The sequence below is a fragment of the Mycobacterium sp. genome, assembly GCF_025965855.1.
Lineage (GTDB): Bacteria > Actinomycetota > Actinomycetes > Mycobacteriales > Mycobacteriaceae > Mycobacterium.
The window spans coordinates 17,994-34,029 of the sequence record NZ_JAOPWB010000248.1; the positions used below are offsets into that span (position 1 = coordinate 17,994).

10 protein-coding genes and 1 pseudogene are annotated in these 16,036 nt (G+C 69.7%); 2 read left to right on the top strand and 9 right to left on the bottom strand.

The window, feature by feature from the left end; translation table 11 throughout:
* Position 1: 1 nt before the first annotated feature.
* The 4 genes and pseudogenes from JWP83_RS21395 to ffh form a co-directional block, all read right to left on the bottom strand.
* Positions 2 to 1,856, bottom strand: a pseudogene (locus tag JWP83_RS21395) (amidohydrolase family protein).
* 50 nt (positions 1,857 to 1,906) lie between these two features.
* Positions 1,907 to 3,520, bottom strand: coding sequence for a serine/threonine-protein kinase (locus JWP83_RS21400; RefSeq protein WP_297734386.1), 1,614 nt, complete (start codon positions 3,518 to 3,520; stop codon positions 1,907 to 1,909).
* A 38-nt stretch (positions 3,521 to 3,558) separates the two neighbouring features.
* Complete coding sequence (locus tag JWP83_RS21405; RefSeq protein WP_297734422.1) at positions 3,559 to 4,644, bottom strand: amidohydrolase family protein; 1,086 nt, start codon at positions 4,642 to 4,644, stop codon at positions 3,559 to 3,561.
* 13 nt (positions 4,645 to 4,657) lie between these two features.
* Positions 4,658 to 6,232, bottom strand: coding sequence for a signal recognition particle protein (gene ffh / locus JWP83_RS21410; RefSeq protein ID WP_297734389.1), 1,575 nt, complete (start codon positions 6,230 to 6,232; stop codon positions 4,658 to 4,660).
* Positions 6,233 to 6,428: 196 nt separating this feature from the next.
* Here ffh and JWP83_RS21415 point away from each other — a divergent pair, with 196 nt between their 5' ends.
* Both JWP83_RS21415 and JWP83_RS21420 read left to right on the top strand, forming a co-directional pair.
* Complete coding sequence (locus JWP83_RS21415; RefSeq protein WP_367185659.1) at positions 6,429 to 7,166, top strand: alpha/beta hydrolase; 738 nt, start codon at positions 6,429 to 6,431, stop codon at positions 7,164 to 7,166.
* A 223-nt stretch (positions 7,167 to 7,389) separates the two neighbouring features.
* The gene (locus JWP83_RS21420) at positions 7,390 to 9,093 is read left to right on the top strand and encodes a DEAD/DEAH box helicase (RefSeq protein WP_367185660.1); all 1,704 of its coding nucleotides are present in this window, start codon (positions 7,390 to 7,392) and stop codon (positions 9,091 to 9,093) included.
* A gap of 51 nt (positions 9,094 to 9,144) precedes the next feature.
* Here JWP83_RS21420 and JWP83_RS21425 read toward each other — a convergent pair whose 3' ends face one another.
* From JWP83_RS21425 to JWP83_RS21445, 5 genes are all read right to left on the bottom strand, one after another.
* The gene (locus tag JWP83_RS21425) at positions 9,145 to 11,589 is read right to left on the bottom strand and encodes a [protein-PII] uridylyltransferase (RefSeq protein WP_297734407.1); all 2,445 of its coding nucleotides are present in this window, start codon (positions 11,587 to 11,589) and stop codon (positions 9,145 to 9,147) included.
* Between the two features lie 45 nt (positions 11,590 to 11,634).
* Positions 11,635 to 11,973: a nitrogen regulatory protein P-II gene (gene glnB, locus JWP83_RS21430; protein WP_297734409.1), complete on the bottom strand. Its 339-nt coding sequence runs from the start codon at positions 11,971 to 11,973 to the stop codon at positions 11,635 to 11,637.
* Positions 11,970 to 13,355 (bottom strand): ammonium transporter, encoded by a 1,386-nt coding sequence (locus tag JWP83_RS21435; protein WP_297734423.1) that lies wholly within the window; start codon positions 13,353 to 13,355, stop codon positions 11,970 to 11,972. The genes glnB and JWP83_RS21435 overlap by 4 nt, the downstream gene beginning before the upstream one ends.
* A 188-nt stretch (positions 13,356 to 13,543) precedes the next feature.
* Positions 13,544 to 14,842 (bottom strand): signal recognition particle-docking protein FtsY, encoded by a 1,299-nt coding sequence (ftsY, locus tag JWP83_RS21440; RefSeq protein ID WP_297734412.1) that lies wholly within the window; start codon positions 14,840 to 14,842, stop codon positions 13,544 to 13,546.
* Positions 14,843 to 14,950: 108 nt separating this feature from the next.
* A partial coding sequence (locus tag JWP83_RS21445) for an AAA family ATPase (protein WP_297734421.1) occupies positions 14,951 to 16,036 on the bottom strand: 1,086 nt, incomplete at its 5' end.

Consider the following 16,036-nt stretch of genomic DNA (forward strand, 5'->3'; position numbering starts at 1 on the left):
GTCAGGAGCCCACGCTCATCGGCGCGTGCCGCTCCCCCGCCCCCAGGTAGCGGCCCGACTGCACCGTTTGGCCGTAGCCATCGCGGAATTGGCCCTTGGCGAAGACGACGGCGCCGCCCACCCCGGTGGCGACCACGGCATCGTCGTTGCGATTGACCATGCGCCGTAAGCCGCCGTAGAACGGCACCTCATCCTCGTGATAACCGTCCACCGACTCGTTGAGCCCGGCCGGGTCGATCACGACGAAGTCCGCACGGTCGCCTTGCCGCAACGTGCCGGCATCGATGCCAAACCACTCGGCCAATTCGCCGGTCAGGCGATGCACCGCCCGTTCGGTGGACATGAACGGCGTGCCGGCCCGGTGGGCGTCCCGGGTGCGCTTGAGCATCCGCAACGGAAAGTTGTAGAAGGCCATGTTGCGCAGGTGTGCGCCGGCGTCCGAGAAGCCCATGTGGATGCTGGGCTCGGCGGCAAGCTTGTTGAGGTGCTTGGGCCGATGGTTGGCCACGACGGTCGTCCACCGCACGTTGCGCTCACCGTTTTCGACAAGCACGTCGAGGAACGCGTCCAGCGGGTGCAGCCCGCGCTCGGCGGCGATCACGCCGAAGCTCTTGCCGACCAACGATTTATCGGGGCATTCGACGATGACCGCGTCGTGGAAGTCGCGGTGCCACAACGACGGTCCGAGCTTGATGCGGTCGAACTCGCGCCGGAACTTCCGGCGGTATTCCTTGTCGGCCAGCAGTTCATTGCGTTCCAGTTGCTCGCGCAGGTGCAGGGCCGCCGTACCCGCGCCGAACTCTTCGAAGACCGGCAGGTCGATTCCGTCGGAGTACAGCTCGAACGGGACCGGCAGGTGCTGGAACCGCACGCTGGAGCCCAGGAGCTTGTTCAACACGCGGGTGCCGAGCCCGAACACGTGCACGGCAAGCGGCATGGACTTGGCGTCGGCGGACACCAGCATGCTCATGCGAACACCCTTGCCACCGCCGAAGATTCGGCTGCTGGTCAGAAAGAACATCAGCGCGGACGCCGGGCTCTCGACGTCGGGGGCGCTCTGCAGCATCCGGCCGCGTTTGCGCAAGACCTTGATCAGCTTGCGCCGTTCCCGCCATGTCGCGAAGGTCGACGGCAGAGCGCGCGACCGGAAGCGATCGCCGTCGAGTTTGTCGATGGCCGCGTCCATGCCGGACATGCCGAGCATCCCAGCATCAAGCGCCTCGTCCAACAACGCCGCCATCCTGTCCAGCTCGGCATCGGTGGGCCTGACGGTGGCGTCGGTGGCGCGATCCAGCCCCAGCACCGCGGTCCGCAGGTCCGAATGACCAAGCAGGGAGCCGACATTCGGGCCAAGCGGCAGGGCGTCGATCGCCTTGACGTACTCCGCGGCGCTCGACCACGTCTTATTGGAATCCAAAGCGCCGAGCACGAATTCGCGCGGCACCGCCTCGACGCGGCTGAACAGGTCGGCCGCGTCCTCGGAATTGGCGTAGACCGTCGACAGCGAGCAGTTGCCCAGCAGCACCGTGGTGACGCCGTGGCGCACCGACTCGCGCAGCCCCGGGTCCAGCAGGACCTCGGCGTCGTAGTGGGTGTGCACGTCGATGAAGCCGGGCACGACCCACTTGCCGGCCGCGTCGATCACCTCGGGGCAACCGATCTCGTCCAGTGGGTCGTCCGCAGATCCCGCCACCGTGGCCACCACGCCGTCGCGGATGCCAAGCGTGCGGGTTTGCGGCGCGCCGCCGGTGCCGTCGAACCACAGCCCGTCGCGAATGATCACGTCGTAGGTCACGGTTTTCCTCCAGGTCGTTGAGTTGCCGAGAACCGTAACATAGATAGCAAGTACTCGCGATCTTTTCAGGAAGATCGGCGAGCCGCTCCAAAAGCACTGGTCAAAGCGGTGTTAGCGATGAGGGCCGGACGGCGCGGTGGTCGGTGATGGCGGGACCTCGGGGATCACAGCCGGGTCGGGCACGGTCACATCCGCAGGCACCCCGCCACTGCGGGTGGCCGCCGCGGGCGCCCGAAGCACGGCGCCTTGCTGGTCGCACTCGTTGCTGTGCACGGTGACCGTCATTTCGCCCGCGAACTCGCCTTGCGGCCGCGGTCGCAGCGACAGCACCTGCGTCGTCGCATGCGTGCGTTCGGCTCGGTTTGTCCCGATGCAGGGAAAGGCCGCCTGTTCCGGCCGGGACAGCCATCGGCCATCGCGGAAGTCCAGGACGACGGGCTCGCCACCGGGTGAGTTCGGCAGCGTGTGGTCATGGTCGTCCAGCGGGATGCCGACGGCCGTGCACGAGCCGGGCCGGCAGGACGAGCGGAAGGCCCACCAGGTGGTCACGTCGGGCGGCTGAGGGTCGGGCGTGTAGTTGAACGTCTGCCGGGTGCGCTGCACCTCGAGGCGGTAGGTGCCGTCGAGCGGGACCGGCGCGGCGACCGGGGCTCCCGGCGCGCTCGTCGTCGGGCGGGAGGCCGGGGCCGCGGTCGCGCCGGTCTTGCGCCCCATGACCACCCCGACGGCGAGAAACGCCGCGACGAGCACAACCGCCGCGGCGCCCAGGACAACCTTGCGGCGCCGGTGCCTCTTCGGCGCGGCCACCGCGGGCTCCCGCGGGGCGCGTGCGGGCGCCTCGGACAGATCCTCGGCGAAGTCATCCCGGCGATCGGCCAACGGCGCTGCCGCGGACGGCAGGGGGCAGGCGTACGCCGGGTACTCGGCCACGAGAACGGCCTCGGGACTGCGATCGCGGCTACGGACGCCCGCCTGTTCGTTCGCCGCCTCGGCGAACTCGCGGCAGGTCCCGAACCGGTCGGCGGCACTGTTGGCCAGCGCCCGGGAGAACACGCCGTCGAGTCGCGCCAGTTCCGGGCGCTGGTCGCTGAGCCGGGGCGGCGCGGTGTCGGGTGGCGGCGGCGCTCCGGTCAGCAGGTGAAATGCGGTGGCGGCCAGCGCGTACTGGTCGGCGCGCCCGTCGATGCCGGCGCCGGGCAGTTCGGGCGCGGCGTAGCCGACCGTGCCGACTTGGCCGGCTATGCCGAAGTCGGTCAACAGGATGCGTTGCTCGCATTCCCCGCGGCCCGTCACCAAGACGTTGGCGGGCTTGACGTCGCGATGCAGCAGTCCGCGCTCGTGCGCGTAGTCAAGGGCGACGGCGACGGCGGTCACGATGGAAAGCACCTCGCCCGCCGCAGAGACCGCCGGGAATCGATCGGCTATGAGCCGCGCGGCGTTGATCCCCTCGACGTACTCCATCGCGGTGTACAGCTGGTCGTCGAACTCGCCGCGGTCGCGGACCTCGACGATGTTCGGGTGATAGAGGTTCGTCGCGATCGGGGTCTCCGCCCGGAATCTGCGGCGGAACTCGCCGTCCGTCGACAGCCCCGGCGCAAGGACCTTCAACGCCTGCCAGCGCGACGAACGGGGGTCCTGGACAAGGTAGACCGCACCAGTCGCTCCAGTACCCAGCCTCCGCGCGACCAGGTAACCGGCGAAGGTCGCGCCGCTGGCCAACGCCATCCCGCGATCCTAGCCACGATCGGGGCGGGGCGCGCGCCCTAGCGGTGCGGCCGAAAGGCCTTGCCGCGCAGTATCACCAGATCAGGCCGGTTCAGCACGGCGGGTCCCCGGCGGGGATCCTCCGAGTAGCACAGCAGGTCGGCCGACGCCCCGTGATCGAGGCCGGGCCGGCCCAGCCAGCGACGGGCATCCCAGCATGCCGCGCCCAACGCCTCGGTGGCGCTCATCCCGATGCCCTTGAGAGCCTCGACCTCGTCGGCGATCCGCCCGTGCGCGATCATGCTGCCGGCGTCGCTACCGGCGTACACGGGCACGCCCGCCTCGCGCGCCGCGGCCGCCCGCGCCCGGCAACGGGCGTGCAGGTCGCGCATGTGCGCGGCGTAGGCCGGGTAGCGCGCCGCGGAGTCCGCGATGCCTCCGAAGTTCTCAAGGGTGTTGATCAGCGTCGGGACCAGCGCGGTTCCATGCTCCAGCATCAGGGCGATGGTGTCGTCGGTGAGCCCGGTGCCGTGTTCGATGCAGTCGATGCCGGCGTTGATCAGGCCGGGCAGCGCGTCCTCGCTGAAGACGTGCGCGGTGACGCGTGCGCCATGGGCGTGCGCGGCATCGATCGCGGCCTTGAGCACGTGATCGGACCACAGCGGGGCGAGGTCGCCGACGCTGCGGTCGATCCAGTCGCCGACCAGCTTGACCCAGCCGTCGCCCCGCCTGGCCTCCCGGGCCACCGCGTCCGGCAGCTGGGATTCGTCTTCCAGTTCGACTGCGAAGCCCCGCGAGTAGCGCCTGGGCCGGGCCAGATGCTTCCCGGCGCGGATGATGCGGGGCAGGTCGTCGCGGTCGTCGAGGCTGCGGGTGTCGGTGGGGGCGCCGCAGTCACGCAACAGCAGCGCGCCGGCATCGCGTTCCGTCTCGGCCTGGCCGATGGCCTCCTGGAGCGGGATCTCGCCGTCATCGCCGAGCCCGACGTGACAGTGCGCATCCACCAGTCCGGGCACGATCCAGCCGCCTCCAGAAGCACCGAAAACGGTGTCGGCCCCCGCGACCGGTTCGACGCTGACGCGGCCGTCGACGATCCACAGCTGGATCTCGGTCTCGCCGGGCAGCTCCATACCCCGCACGTGCATGCGCACGGCGCGGCTACTTCTTGCCCGGGTTGCCCGGGAACTTGAGCTTGGACAGGTCGAAGTCGGCCAGCCCGGGCGGCAGCTCGTTGAGGCCCTCGGGCATCTGCGACAGATCGGGGAATCCCGCCGGCATGCCCGGCATGCCCGGTCCGAGCGGGTTCCTGACCTTGGGCGCCGTGGGGCCGCGGGCACCCTTCTTGCCCTTCTTGCCTTTTGACCCTTTGGCCTTGCGGGTCGCCGACTTGCGGCCCATGCCGGGAATGCCCATGCCGCCGAGCATGGACGACATCATCTTGCGGGCCTCGAAGAAGCGGTCGACCAGCTGGTTGACCTCCGAAACCGCCACCCCCGAGCCGTTGGCGATGCGCAGCCGCCGCGACGCGTTGATGATTTTCGGGTCGGCCCGCTCTTGCGGCGTCATCCCGCGGATGATGGCCTGCAGCCGGTCCAGTTGTTGGTCGTCGACCTGGGCCAGCGCGTCCTTCATCTGGCCGGCGCCGGGCAGCATGCCCAACAGGTTGCCGATCGGACCCATCTTGCGGATGGCGAGCATCTGTTCGAGGAAGTCCTCCAGCGTCAGCTCGCCGGTGCCGATCTTGGCGGCGGCTTCCTCGGCGCGCTGCGCGTCGAAGACCTGCTCGGCCTGCTCGATCAGGGTCAGCACGTCGCCCATGCCCAGAATGCGGCCGGCCATCCGGTCCGGGTGGAAGACGTCGAAGTCCTCGAGCTTTTCGCCGCTGGAGGCGAAAAGGATGGGGACGCCGGTCACCTCGCGCACCGAGAGCGCGGCGCCACCGCGAGCGTCACCGTCGAGCTTGGTCAGCACCACGCCGGTGAAGCCGACGCCCTGGCCGAACGCCTCGGCGGTGGCGACGGCGTCCTGGCCGACCATCGCGTCCAGGACGAACAGGACCTCGTCGGGGTTGACGGCGTCCCGGATGGCCGCGGCCTGCGCCATCAGCTCCTCGTCGATGCCCAGCCGCCCCGCGGTGTCGACGATGACGACATCGAAGTGTTTGACCCGGGCCTCGGCCAGCCCCGCCGCCGCGACGGCGACCGGGTCGGGGGGCCCGGCATCGGGCCCCGGTGCACCAGCCCCGGGATGCGGCGCGAACACCGGAACCCCGGCGCGCTCACCGACGACTTGCAGCTGGTTGACCGCGGCCGGGCGCTGCAGATCGCAGGCCACCAGCAGCGGCGTGTGCCCCTGGCCGCGCAGCCAGGAGGCCAGCTTGCCGGCCAGCGTGGTCTTGCCGGAACCCTGCAGACCGGCGAGCATCACGACCGTCGGCGGCGTTTTCGCAAACGCCAGCTGGCGGGTCTCGCCGCCCAGGATGCCGATCAGTTCCTCGTTGACGATCTTGACGACCTGCTGCGCCGGGTTGAGGGCGCCGGATACCTCGGCGCCCTTGGCGCGTTCCTTGATCCGGCCCACGAACGCCCGCACCACGGGCAGCGACACGTCCGCTTCCAGCAGCGCGAGCCGGATTTCGCGGGTGGTGGCCTCGATATCGGCGTCGGTCAGTCGACCCTTGCCGCGCAGCCCCTGTAGGGCACCGGTCAATCGGTCGGACAGCGATTCAAACACCCCGCCAGCCTAGTGGTGTGCCGCGGGTGCGCGGCAGCTGTGTCCGGGCGGGGCGCTGCGCGCGCCCGTTGACCGCGACACTGCAACCACGCAGACGACACGCCGATGCCGTCTGCGGAATTTCAGGCTCGGCGACGGCCAGCACGGGATTGAATGGTCGAGCCAACCAAAGACACCGCCGAACGAGGTCAAGCTCATGCTCGAGGTGATCGACAAGGGTTCCTGGAACGAAGCGCATCCGGTGCCACTGCTTTTCGTGCACGGCGGCTGGCATGGCGCGTGGTGCTGGGACGACCACTTCCTGGACTTCTTCGCCGACGCGGGCTACCGCGCGGTCGCGGTGAGCCTGCGCGGGCACTGCACCAGCCCGACACCCAAGCCGATACACAAGGTTTCCATCGCCGACTACATCGACGACGTCCGTTCGGTGGCCGACGATCTGGGCGGCGGGCCGGTGTTGATCGGCCATTCCCTGGGCGGCTACGTGATCCAGCGCTACCTCGAAGACCGCGCCGCCCCGGCCGCCGTGCTGGTCGGCTCCCTGCCGCCGCGCGGCGTGCTCGGAGCGGCGCTGCGGGTCTGGCGGCGCCGCCCGTGGATGACGGTGCACTCGTTCAACGACCCGACGTTGGTCAAATTCCTCCGCACCCCGGCCCTCGCGCGCGAATATCTCTTCTGCGCCGACACGCCCGAGGCCGTCGTCGAATCCTGCTGGGGAACGCGCCGGTGCCGAGAGCATCCGCGCGGCGATGAGGGATCCGATGTTCCGCCGGGTCAAAACCCATCGGGTGACCACCCCGATTCTGGTCCTCGGCGCCGTGCACGACGGCTTCGTCAGCGTCGGCGCGGTGCGCGCCACGGCGCGCGCCTACCGGACCGAGCCGGAGTTCTTCTCGATGGGACACAACATGATGCTCGAACCGGGATGGGCTGACGTCGCCGAACGAATCCACGCCTGGCTCGAAGCCCGCGACCTGGCCGGCCGCGCCGTCTGACTCGCGTCGCTGCTGCGCCGAAAAGCGTTGGCATGCTACATTTCACACCCGCCGCCGAACCGAGCTGGCCGCGTCGAGGATGCAACTTTGGGGGGAGCTGTTTCGATGCAACCGGTCGGCACGACGGGGTCGCGCGTCGAAAATGGCCGGGACGGCTCGCATATCGAGGGCGGCGGCGTGCCCCTGCGGGGCTGGCAACGCAGGGCACTGGTGAAATACCTTGCCGCCCAGCCGCGCGATTTCCTGGCCGTCGCCACCCCCGGCTCCGGGAAGACGACGTTCGCGCTTCGGGTGGCGGCCGAACTGCTCAGCCAGCGCGCCGCCGAGCAGATCACGGTCGTGGTGCCCACCGAGCACCTCAAGGTCCAGTGGGCGCTGGCCGCTGGGCGGCATGGCCTGGCCCTGGACCCGAGGTTCTCCAACACCAGCCCCCAGACCTCACCGGAGTATCACGGCGTGATGGTCACCTACGCACAGGTCGCCGCGCACCCGACGCTGCACCGCGTGCGCACCGAGCAGCGCAAGACCCTGGTCGTCTTCGACGAGATACATCACGGCGGTGACGCCAAGATCTGGGGCGAGGCCATCCGGGAGGCCTTCGGCGACGCCACGCGCCGGCTCGCCCTGACGGGCACGCCCTTTCGCAGCGACGACAGCCCCATCCCGTTCGTCACGTACACGTCCGGCGCCGACGGGGTGCTGCGGTCGCAGGCCGACCACACCTACGGCTACACCGAGGCGCTCGCCGACGGCGTCGTCCGGCCGGTGGTGTTCCTCGCCTATTCTGGGCAGGCCCGCTGGCGGGACAGCGCCGGCGAGGAGCACGCCGCGCGGCTGGGCGAGCCGTTGTCCGCCGAGCAGACCGCACGCGCGTGGCGCACGGCGCTCGACCCCGCCGGCGAATGGATGCCCGCGGTGATCGCGGCCGCCGACGAGCGGCTGCGCCAAAAGCGGGCCCACGTGCCCGACGCCGGCGGCATGATCATAGCCTCCGATCGCACCGCGGCCCGCGCGTACGCCGCCCTGTTGACGAAGCTCACCTCGGAGCCGCCCGCGGTGGTGCTGTCCGACGATCCCGGATCATCGGCCCGGATCACCGAATTCGCCGAAAGCACCAGCCGGTGGCTGGTCGCGGTGCGCATGGTCTCCGAAGGCGTCGACGTGCCCCGGCTGTCGGTCGGAATCTACGCCACCAGCGCCTCGACGCCGCTGTTCTTCGCGCAGGCGATCGGCCGGTTCGTGCGGTCGCGCCGGCAGGGCGAAACCGCGAGCATCTTCGTGCCGTCGGTGCCCAGCCTGCTGCAGCTGGCCAGTGAGCTGGAAGCGCAGCGAAACCACGTGCTCGGCCAACCGCACCGGGAGTCCGGGGATCCCCTCGACGGCGATCCCGCCCTGCGGACGCAAACCGAAAAGACGGAAACGGACAAGGGTTTCACCTCGCTGGGCGCCGACGCCGAGCTGGACCAGGTCATCTTCGACGGGTCCTCGTTCGGCACCGCCGCCCCGGCCGGCAGCGACGAGGAGGCCGATTACCTCGGTATCCCCGGATTGCTCGACGCCGAGCAGATGCGCGCCCTGCTGCACCGGCGCCAAGACGAGCAGCTCAAGAAGCGGGCCGCCACGGGATCGGCCCAGGATGCGCCGGCGTCATTGTCCATGCATGGGCAGCTGCGCGATCTGCGCCGCGAGCTCAACGCCCTGGTCTCGGCGACCCACCACCGCACCGGCAAACCGCACGGCTGGATCCACGGCGAACTGCGCCGCCGCTGCGGCGGCCCCCCGATCGCCGCGGCGACCCGCGAGCAGATTCAGGCCCGCATCGAAGCCTTGCGGCAGCTGAACTCCGAGCAGGCCCGAGGGGGCTAGTCCGATGGTGGCGACCCGCTGCGCCCGGCGACGCCGCGTTTGCGATCGCCACTAGCCAACGGCGACCTCTCCCGGCCCGCCGAACACCGCCAGCAGCTGCTTCTCCACCACCGCCTGCGCGCCCGGGTCTTCGGGCAGCTCTACGCAGAACACGTCGGCGGCCGTCGACCCGAAGGTGTGAACCTTCGCCCATGCGATGTCGGCCCCCGCGCGCTCCAGCGCCCGGGCCAGGAGCGCGAGCAAGCCCAACCGGTCCATGGCGCGGATCTCGATGAGCGGCTGGCCGGACGCGGCGGGGTCGAGCCACTGGATGTGGGGCGGGGCGGTCGACCGAGTGACGGGCACCCCAACCTGGATCTCGCCGGGCCGCGCGGTCGCCACGCCGACGGCGTCGGTGTCGCGCTTCTCCAGCGTGCCGATGACGTCGACGTCGCCGTTGAGCGCGGTGGTGAACTGCTGCCGCAGCAGGCCCGCTTCGGGCGGTGAACCGAACAGCGGCGACACCACGAATTCGGTGATCGCCACACCGTCGTGAGTGTTGACCGACGCCGAATGGATGCGCAGCGAGTTCAGCGCGAGCACCGCGGCGGCGTTCGACACCAATCCCCGCTGGTCCGGCGCGACCATCACCAGGTTCAAGCGCTCGCCGCCGCCGGCCTCGATCTCCACGTGCACCCCGTGGTCGGCCGCCAGCGAAAGGTACTGCGGCGCAGTGGGTTGCGCCTGCGGCAGCGGCTCGCCGGCCATCACCATCCGGCAGCGACGCACCAGGTCCTCGATCAGGGACGCCTTCCAGTCGCTCCACACCCCGGGGCCCGTCGCCTTCGAGTCCGCCTCGGTCAGCGCGTGCAACACCTCGAGCAACAGCGGATCCCCGCCCAACGCCTCGGATACGGCCTCGATCGTCTTGGGGTCGTTGAGGTCGCTTCGGGTGGCCGTCACCGGCAGCAGCAGGTGGTGGCGGACCAGCTTCGACAGGAACTCGGTGTCTTTGGGCGAAACCCCGAGCCTGGGGCCGATTTCGAGGGCCATCTCGGCCCCGAGCACGCTGTGGTCGACTCCCCTGCCCTTGCCGATGTCGTGCAGCAGCGCCCCGAGCGCGAGCAGATCGGGTCGTGCCACGCGGGTAGCCAGCGGTGCCGCGTTGACGGCGGTCTCGACGACGTGGCGGTCCACCGTCCACTTGTGCGCGACGTCGCGGGGCGGAAGGTCGCGGATCGCAGCCCATTCCGGCAACAACCGCTCCCACAACCCGGTGCGGTCGAGCGCTTCGACCGTCGCCACCGCGGTGGGCCCGGCGGAGAGCACGACCAGAAGGTCGTCTAATGCATCGCTGGGCCAAGGGATTGGCATCTCGGGCGCGCCGGCGGCCAGGCGGTTCAGCGTGGCGGCGCCGATCGGCAACCCGGTGTCCGCCGACGCGGCGGCCACTCGCAGCACCAGCCCGGCGTCGGTTTCGGGCGAGACGTCGCGGGCGAGCACGACCTCCCCGGCATACTCGACGACGCCCTCGTCCAGTGGGCGGCGCCTGGGCCGGCGCACCAAGGCCGAGACGCCACGGCGCGGCAACGCGTTTTCGGCGGTCCGCAGCCCGGTCTCGGAGTGGTAGGCGATGGTGCGCCCGGCGTCGGACAGCTTGCGGGCCAAGTCGAATCGGTCACCGATGTGCAGGGCGGCGCTGATCTCGTCGGCGTACTGGGCCAGCAGCTGATCGCGTCCGCGCCCGGACACCCGGTGCAGCTCGGTGCGCACGTCGAGGAGCGTCAGATAGGCGTCGTCGAGCGAGCCGCCCGGCGTTTCGGAGCGGGCCAAGCCGTGGCGGTCGATGAGCTGGGCCACCCCGAGCGCGTCAAGCAGTTGCACATCGCGAAGGCCGCCGCGACCCGATTTCAGGTCCGGCTCGGCGCGCTGCGAGATCCGGCCACAACGCTGCCACCGGGATTGCGTGATTTCGACGAGCTCGTCCATCCGAGAGCGAATTGCGCTGCGCCACTGCTTTCTTGCGCCCGCGATCAATTCCCCGGACAGCCGCGCGTCGCCGGCGATGTGGCGGGCATCCAACATCCCCAGGGCCGCGATCATGTCGGTATTGGCGACGCCGAGCGCGCCGGGGACCGTTCGCACGCTGTGGTCAAGCCGAACGTTCGCGTCCCACAAGGGATACCACAGCTTGTCGGCGACCCGCTGCAGCACATCGGTGGACTGGTTGTCGTGCAACAACATCAGGTCCAGATCGGAATACGGCAGCAGCTCGTGGCGGCCCAGGCCGCCGATCCCGACTATCGCGAAGCCACTGGTGTCGGTGATGCCGATCTCGTCCGCCTTGGCGGTCAGCCACGACTCGTGCAGATCCTGCCACGCGTGCCGCAACTCGGCCGCACCCAGCCCACGACCATCAGACAGCAGTTGGCGCCGCGCGGCAACCAAATCGGTTGCCCCGCAGGCGCTTCCTGCTCCCGTTCTGTTCCCGGACGGATCGGGTGGGTCCGAATTCATACCCTCCCGGCCCGTCCGGGTCGGATCACCAATTTGCGGCTGGCGTCACAGCGCATCGGTTCCGCGTTCACCCGTGCGGACCCGCACTATGGTTTCCACGGGGCTCACCCATACTTTGCCGTCACCGATCTTGCCGGTGCGCGCCGCCCGAACGATGCTGTCCACGACCTTGTCGACGATGGAGTCGTCGACGACCACCTCGATCCGCACCTTCGGCACGAAGTCAACCGCATACTCGGCGCCCCGATAGACCTCGGTGTGGCCCTTCTGCCGCCCGTAGCCCTGGATTTCGCTGACCGTCATCCCCAGGACGCCCGCCTCCTCGAGGCCGGTCTTGACGTCATCGAGGGTGAACGGCTTTACGATCGCGGTGATCAGCTTCATGCGTGCTCCGCCTCCAATTTGTCGCCCACTGGCTCCTCGGAACCGTTACGGTCATCCACGGCAACTCGTGCCCCAAGCACCGAGCCCTGGCCGCCGATCACTCCAAAATCGTAACTGCTCTCCGCGTGCTCGGCCTCGTCGATGCCCTCGGCTTCCGCCTCAGGACTGACACGCAGCCCAATCGTGTACTTCAGGATCAGGGCCAAGATCAGGGTAACGATGCCGGAGTAGAAGAGAACGGAGAACGCACCGATCGCCTGCCGCTCCAGCTGTGCCCAGCCGCCGCCGTAGAACAACCCCTTTGATACCCCGGCCCCACCGTTGATCGCCGTGCTCTCCGGCGCGGCGAGCAGACCGACCAGCAACGTGCCCGCCAGACCGCCGACCAGGTGCACCCCGACCACGTCGAGCGAGTCATCGAAGCCGAGCCTGAACTTCAGCCCGACCGCCAGCGCGCAGACCACGCCGGCCACCGCGCCGATCGCCAAGGCACCCAGGATGTTGACCGACGAGCACGACGGGGTGATGGCAACCAGCCCGGCGACGATGCCCGAAGCCGCTCCCAGCGTGGTGGGCTTCCCGTCGCGGATGCGCTCGGTCAGCAGCCACGCGAGCATGCCCGTGGCCGTGGCGACCGTGGTGGTCATGAACGTCGATCCGGCGGAGCCGTTCGAGCTGGTCGCCGACCCGGCGTTGAACCCGAACCAGCCGAACCACAGCAGTCCGGCGCCGAGCATGACAAACGGCAGGTTGTGCGGGCGGAACAGCGTCGTCGGCCAACCCTTGCGCTTGCCCAGGACGATCGCCAGCATCAGGCCCGCCACACCGGAGTTGATATGGACCGCGGTTCCACCTGCGAAGTCGATGGCGTGCAGCTTGTTGTTGATCCAGCCGCCGTGCTCGGAGGCGAACCCGTCGGCCGCGAAGACCCAGTGTGCGACCGGGAAGTAGACCAGCGTCGCCCACAGTCCGGCGAACACCAGCCAGGCGGTGAACTTCAGCCGGTCGGCCACGGCGCCCGAGATCAGCGCGACGGTGATGATCGCGAACATCAGCTGGAACGCCACGAAAACGGTGGCCGGCATGGTGCCCGCCAGAGGGATGTCGACCTGTGAGACGCCCTTGCTCGGATCGGCCTTGACGGCGTTGCCGCCGATGAGCTTGGCCAGGCCCCAGTAGTCGGACGGCTTTCCGACGACGCCCCACTTGTCGTCACCGAACGACATCGAATACCCGTAAAGCACCCACAGCACGGTCACCACGCCCATGGCGCTGATGCTCATCATGAGCATGTTGAGCACGCTTCTGGTACGGACCATGCCGCCGTAGAAGAAGGCAAGACCCGGCGTCATCAACAGCACCAGCGCGGAACTCGCCAACATCCAGGCGGTATCGCCGGTATCGGGTTGGCCCAATTGCGGGAAACTCACTCGCTTTCACCTCCGGTAGGACATGAGTAGGCCGACAGGCAGGCGCCTGTGGCCTGGGAGAACCATGCGCAATTGTTGTTTCGGCAATGGGGCCGCCATGTTTCGCCGGTATTAACGTCACGCTTGGCGTGTAAGCGGTCTCAGCCGAGCAGGGCGTCCACGAATGCGGCGGGTTCAAACGGCGCCAGGTCGTCGGGACCCTCGCCCAGCCCGACCAGCTTCACCGGCACCCCGAGTTCCTGCTGGACGCGGAAAACGATGCCGCCCTTGGCCGTTCCGTCCAGCTTGGTCAGCACCGCGCCGGTGATGTCGACGACGTCGGCGAAGACCCGCGCCTGGGCCAGCCCGTTCTGCCCGATGGTGGCATCGAGCACCAGCAACACCTCGTCGACCGCGGCGCGCCGGGTTACCACCCGCTTGACCTTGTCGAGCTCGTCCATCAGCCCGACCTTGGTGTGCAGCCGCCCGGCGGTGTCGATGACGACGACGTCGGCTCCATCGGCGATGCCCTTGTCGACGGCGTCGAACGCCACCGACGCCGGGTCGGCACCCTCGGCCCCCCGCACCACCTCCGCACCCACGCGCGCGGCCCAGGTTTGCAGCTGATCGGCGGCCGCGGCCCGGAAGGTGTCGGCCGCGCCCAGCACGACGCGCCGCCCGTCGGCCACCAACACCCGCGCCAGCTTGCCGACGGTCGTGGTTTTCCCGGTGCCGTTCACGCCGACGATCAGCAGCACCGAGGGATGGTCGGCGTGCGGCAGCGCGCGGATCGAGCGGTCCATGTCGGGTTGCAGCTCGTTGATCAGGACGTCGCGCAGCACGGCCTTCGCGTCGGCCTCGGTGCGCACGCTGTCGCTGGCCAGCCGGCTGCGCAGCTGCGAGATCACCGACTCGGTGGCGACCGGGCCCAGGTCGGCGACCAGCAGCGTGTCCTCGACGTCCTGCCAGGATTCTTCGTCCAGGTCGCCGCCGCCGATCAGGCCGAGCACGCTGCGCCCGAGCGCGTTCTGCGAGCGGGCCAGCCGGCCGCGCAGTCGCTCCAGCCGGCCTTCGGGTGGCGCGATGGCCTCGATCTCGGCGGCCTCGGGGGCCTCCCGGGTGGGCGGGGCCTCTGGCGCCGGCGGGGCCGGCGGCGGCGCCGGCGTCTCGGGTTCGGGCAGTTGGACGTCGGAGACCGTGCGCCGCGGCGCGTCGCGGGGAACGGTCGCGTCGTCGCCTACCGCGGGCAGCCCGCTGGTGTCAAGCCGGTCTTCGATAGGCGTGCGGCTGAACGCGATGCCGGAGGACGCGGTGTAGCCGCCGGAGCGATCGAGTGCGCCGGGTTCGGGGCGGGCCAAGCGGATCCGCCGCCGCCGGTTGAGCGCCAGGCCCAGGACCAGCGCGGCGATGACGACCAGGGTGGCGACGACCGCGATCGCGATCCAAAGACCTTGGGACACGCTGGCATTCTTTCAAGCCGCCCGGCGCCGGCCCGATCGGGTCTAGTCCGGCCCTAGCTCGATGGTGGCGACCCGCTTCGCCCGGCTACGCCGCGCTTGCGATCCCCGCTAGCTCGAGACCAGCTGCTCCACCTGCTGACCGCGCATCCGCTGGGAGATCACCGCGGTGATGCCGTCGCCCTGCATGGTCACGCCGTACAGCGCGTCGGCGACCTCCATCGTGGGCTTCTGGTGGGTGATGATGATGATCTGCGACTTGGCCCGCAACAGTTCGAACAGGCCGATCAGGCGGCGCAGGTTCGTGTCGTCGAGCGCCGCCTCGACCTCGTCCATGATGTAGAAGGGCGACGGGCGGGCCCGGAAGATCGCCACCAGCATCGCCACCGCCGTCAGCGCCTTCTCGCCACCGGACAGCAACGACAGCCGGGTGATCTTCTTGCCGGGCGGACGCGCCTCCACCTCGATGCCGGTGGTGAGCATGTCGTTGGGGTCGGTCAGCCGCAGCCGGCCCTCTCCGCCGGGGAACAGGACGGTGAAGACCTCGCGGAATTCGCGTTCGACGTCGACGAACGCGTCGTTGAACACCTGCAGGATGCGGGCGTCGACGTCGGCGATGACGTCGAGCAGGTCCTTGCGGGCCGCCTTGACGTCCTCGAGCTGGGTGGACAGGAAGTTATAGCGCTCCTCCAGCGCAGCGAACTCCTCCAGCGCCAGCGGGTTGACCCTGCCCAACTCGGCCAGTTCTCGCTCGGCCCGCTTGGCCCGGCGCTCCTGGGTGGCCCGGTCGTATGGAATCGGGGCGGGCGCGAAAACCTGCTCGCCGCGCTCGCGGGCCTGCTCGAACTCGGCGATTTCCAGCTCGGTCGGCGGGAGCGAAACCTCCGGACCGTACTCGGCGATCAGATCGGTCGGCGCCATCCCGAACTGCTCGAGCACCATCTGCTCGAGCTGCTCGATGCGCAGCGCCGCCTGGGCGTTGGCCACCTCGTCGCGGTGCAGCGAATCGGTGAGCTTGGCCAGCCGGGCGCCCAGCGCGTTCACCTCGTCGCGCACCGTCGCCATCGCGGCCGTGCGGTCCCTGCGCTCGGCGACCAGCGCGTTGCGGATGGCCGATGCCGCGGCGATCACCCCGTCCAGCCGCGACGCCAGCAGCCGCCCGGCGTCGGCCACGCCTCCGGCAACGGCGGCCGCGCG